Origin of the sequence: Chryseobacterium sp. 2TAF14, from assembly GCF_052115105.1 — a bacterium.
In the GTDB taxonomy this organism is placed as follows: Bacteria; Bacteroidota; Bacteroidia; order Flavobacteriales; family Weeksellaceae; genus Chryseobacterium.
In genome coordinates this window covers 1-4,104 of the sequence record NZ_JBFRGA010000238.1, presented here as the reverse complement: position 1 = coordinate 4,104, position 4,104 = coordinate 1, and the positions used below count along the sequence as shown (strand labels likewise).

At 33.2% G+C, this 4,104-nt stretch carries 2 protein-coding genes and 1 pseudogene; all 3 read left to right on the top strand.

Annotated elements, in window-relative coordinates:
• On the top strand, nt 1-769 hold a 769-nt coding region (locus AB4Y90_RS16680; RefSeq protein ID WP_441558696.1), incomplete at its 5' end, for a thrombospondin type 3 repeat-containing protein.
• 208 nt (nt 770-977) lie between these two features.
• Nucleotides 978-1,643 (top strand): hypothetical protein, encoded by a 666-nt coding sequence (locus tag AB4Y90_RS16675; protein ID WP_441558695.1) that lies wholly within the window; start codon nt 978-980, stop codon nt 1,641-1,643.
• A 66-nt stretch (nt 1,644-1,709) separates the two neighbouring features.
• Nucleotides 1,710-3,736, top strand: a pseudogene (locus AB4Y90_RS16670) (ATP-dependent helicase).
• Nucleotides 3,737-4,104: the final 368 nt, after the last annotated feature.

The following is a 4,104-nucleotide window of genomic DNA, read 5'->3' as shown; positions in this document are numbered from 1 at the left end:
TCCATGGTCTGATCAGGATAAAGATGGTGTCATTGATAAAGATGATGCCTGTCCCGAAGTTGCTGGATCTTCTGAGAATAACGGTTGTCTTTGGCTGGATACTGATGGCGATGGGATTTTGGATAAAGATGATCAATGCCCCACAATTCAAGGGTTAGTAGATCATAATGGATGTACTAAACCTTCTCTGAGAGATTGTACAGCTGAAGAACAGATAGATAGCTTGGAAATGGTGAAGTTGAGATCCGATTATAAAAATATTGACCAGATTTATAACCAACTGAATAAAAAAATATTTGATTCCCTTTTTAAGAAATATAACATAAAAGACTTTGCACTTTATCTCAAATTTATCAATTGGGATATACATTGTGACCTTCCCGGTTGCTGTCCGAACTGGAAGTATATGAAATATAATTTTCTTATTTCAAAATTCTGGAACAAACAAGCATTGGAAAATTATTATAATAGAAAAGATCTTCAATACATCATGTTTTCTACAAAACTCTATCCTGATTTAATTCCTGATATTAAAGAATTTGCAGGTACATCTTTATATACTTATTTAATTAAATTTTATAGAGAAGATACCCATAGTATATTAGCTTCCAAGAATTTGAATGTTAAAAATTCGCCTTTGGTTAACGTAGAATTATATTTTGAAGATCCGTTTAAAATTCGTGTTATAGCAAGTTGTAATCATTCCTGTGGGATTTCAGACATTCGATATGAATATAATGGTAAAATCTGGAAAGAGATTGCACAATAGATGTTCATCAATCAAAATTGTTTTATCAATTGGTGGTAAATTTAATTGAAATGTTGAAAAAGAATGATTTTTTATAAATAAAAGTATATTATCTTAAATAATTGAATTTAAACTGAACTATGCGACTTTTATTATTATATTTTTATCAGTATTATCTTCCATAAATGTATTTTCTCAACAATTAAAAGATCCGTATGAATGTGATAAGATGGAAAAAGAAGATTCTGCAACGTATCGTCAGCTGCTTAGAGAATCCAGAGGAGTAAATTATGATCAGCTTGCAGAAAAAATCATTACCGATTTAGATAAAAACGAATTAACAAAACCTAATCTTGTTATCTACATCGAAGATTATTACAAAATAACAACGCCTAAATTCAACATAGAACCATGCTTAGGTTGCTGTTTCGATCGTTTAGCAACAAATCCTGTTTTTAATGATTATATTTTCTGGACCAAGAAAAACATTAAAAAAATAAACGAAAAATTTAACGTCAATGTCRTTCCAAGAAATGCAACTTTCGGATATTTTTTTTATAATAAAGCTTCTGAAAATGCAAATTCGAGACTCACTACAATTTACAAAAAAACCAAAAGACAGAAATCTGGAATTTACCTGGATAATTCGCCAGACAAGCAACCGTTTTATTATTTTCCCAATAATAATCAAAAAAATCTAACTCTCATAGACCAATATCCTGAAAGAAATTTTAATACGCTTCAACTCTATTTCAGAAATGAAGTCAGAAATAAAGTTTTTGTGGAATACAATTATGACGTAGAGAATTCTTACAGACAGTCCGTTAAAAAAGTTTATCAATACACCAACAATGAATGGAAGGATATTACAGCAAAAGAATACGGTGACAATTAATTTGATTTAAGCCTTTTGCATTCCCACCCCAAAATCCTACCTTTGTAATCCAAAATTTTTTGCAGTATGGAGGATTATTTGAAAGGACTGAATGAATCACAATTTGAAGCCGTTACCACATTACAGGGACCACTGATGGTTCTTGCAGGAGCCGGTTCCGGAAAGACGCGTGTTCTTACAATGCGTATCGCTCATTTGATTACGAATGGAGTGGATCCTTTCAATATTTTAGCTTTAACCTTTACCAATAAAGCGGCAAAAGAAATGAAAGAACGTATTGCAAAAGTGGTAGGACAAAGCAATGCGAAAAGTCTTTGGATGGGAACTTTTCACTCTGTTTTTGCAAGAATTCTGAGAAGTGAAGCCCATTATTTAGGTTATCCTTCCAATTTTACGATTTATGACCAGCAGGACGCTTTGAATGTACTTAAAAAAGTGATCAAAGATCTGAATATCGATGGAGATTTATACAAACCAAAAAAGGTATTGGCAAGGATTTCCAATTACAAAAACAATCTGATCACGGTAAGAGCTTATGAAAATAATCCTGAACTAATGGAAGCTGATGAAAAAGCCAACATGAAATTTATGGGGAAAATTTATAAAAGATACGTTGAGGAATGTTTTAAAAACGGCTCGATGGATTTTGATGATTTATTATTGAAAACCAATGAATTGTTAACAAGATTTCCGGAAGTTTTAGCAAAATATCAGGATAGATTCAGATATATTCTGGTAGACGAGTACCAGGATACAAACCACTCTCAATATTTAATTGTAAAAGCTTTAGCTTCAAAATTTGAAAATATTTGTGTGGTTGGTGACGATGCGCAGTCAATTTACTCTTTCCGTGGTGCAAATATTTACAACATTTTAAATTTCAAAAAAGATTATCCGGATGCAGTGACGGTTTCTCTGGAACAGAATTACCGTTCGACACAAAATATTGTAAATGCCGCAAATGTGGTGATTGCTAAAAACCTGCAGCAGTTTAAGAAAAATGTTTTCAGTGAAAACGAAGAAGGTGAAAAAATTAAGATTTACCGCTCGCTTTCAGATGCAGATGAAGCGAATTTCGTTGCCGGAAATATCTGGGAACTCAGAAACAGGGAACAGAAAAAATTCGGTGATTTTGCAATTTTATACCGAACCAATTCTCAGACAAGAGCATTCGAAGACTCTTTGAGGCGTAAAAATATTCCGTATAAAGTTTACGGAGGTTTATCTTTCTATCAAAGAAAAGAAGTGAAAGATTTACTCGGTTATCTTCGTCTTTTGGTGAATGAAAACGATTCTGAAGCGTTGATGAGGATCATCAATTATCCGGCAAGAGGAATCGGTGAAACCACTCAGAATAAATTGATTGTTTTTGCAGATTCGCAAAACCTTCCGGTGTCTAAAGTGTTAGATAATCTGGCAATCTATGCACCGCAATTGAAATTCAATAATGGCGTTTTAACTAAACTAAGCGATTTCTGGTCGATGATCAAAGCGTTTCAGGTTTTACTTAAAACGGAAACAGCCTACAGCGTTGCAATGGAAGTGGCAAAGCGAAGCGGTCTGATTAAATTTTTAAAAGACGATCAGACTCCCGAGCTTTAACGAGAGCCGAAAAACAGGCGTTTTTCTCATACGCAGTTTCCCGTTTTCAATGGGGGAAAATTACGGATGCCGAACCTTCGCGGTTTTTAAGTGAAGTGGATGGAGAATATATTGAATATTTAAATCCGGCTATTGAGAAGAGATTTATCAACAATTCCGGGATTACCTCTAATATTTTTGACGAGCATCCTTCCGAAATGCGAAGCTTTAAAAAAATTGAAAAGAAAACAATTTCTAAAACTGAAAATGATAAACCGGTTGCTGAGCCGAGAAAACTAAAACCGGTAAGTACGGCAAAAATCATTAATCCGAGCGGAGCTTCTTCGCAGGATATTGAAGTGGGTGATAAAGTAAGACACGATCGTTTCGGAATCGGAGAAGTAAAATTTTTGGACGGAACAGATCCGCAAAATATCAAGGCGAAAGTAGTTTTCTTACATGAAGRCGAGAAGAACCTGATCTTGAAATATGCTAAACTGACAAAGATTTAGATTTTTCCCACAGATTCTACAGATCTTCACGGATCATTGCGTGCAAAATCGCCACGAATGCACGAATTTTATGTTTGAAATTATATTTATTCGTGCATTCGTGGCAAATAATAATCTGTAATTTACAATAGAATTTAAACGAAATCATCTGCGAAAATCTGTGGGATTTTATTAAATTAATCCAAAATATTTAAAATGAAAAAACTCCTTTTAATATTCTTCCTTACTATTTTTTCTTTCCAAAGTTTTGCCCAAGATTATAAAACGATCAGCAATATTCATTATTACGATGAAAAAATAAATAAATCTGATGTTTATATTAATGAAAGATGTGTTTTGGATGTTTACATTCCGACCAATGTAAAGAA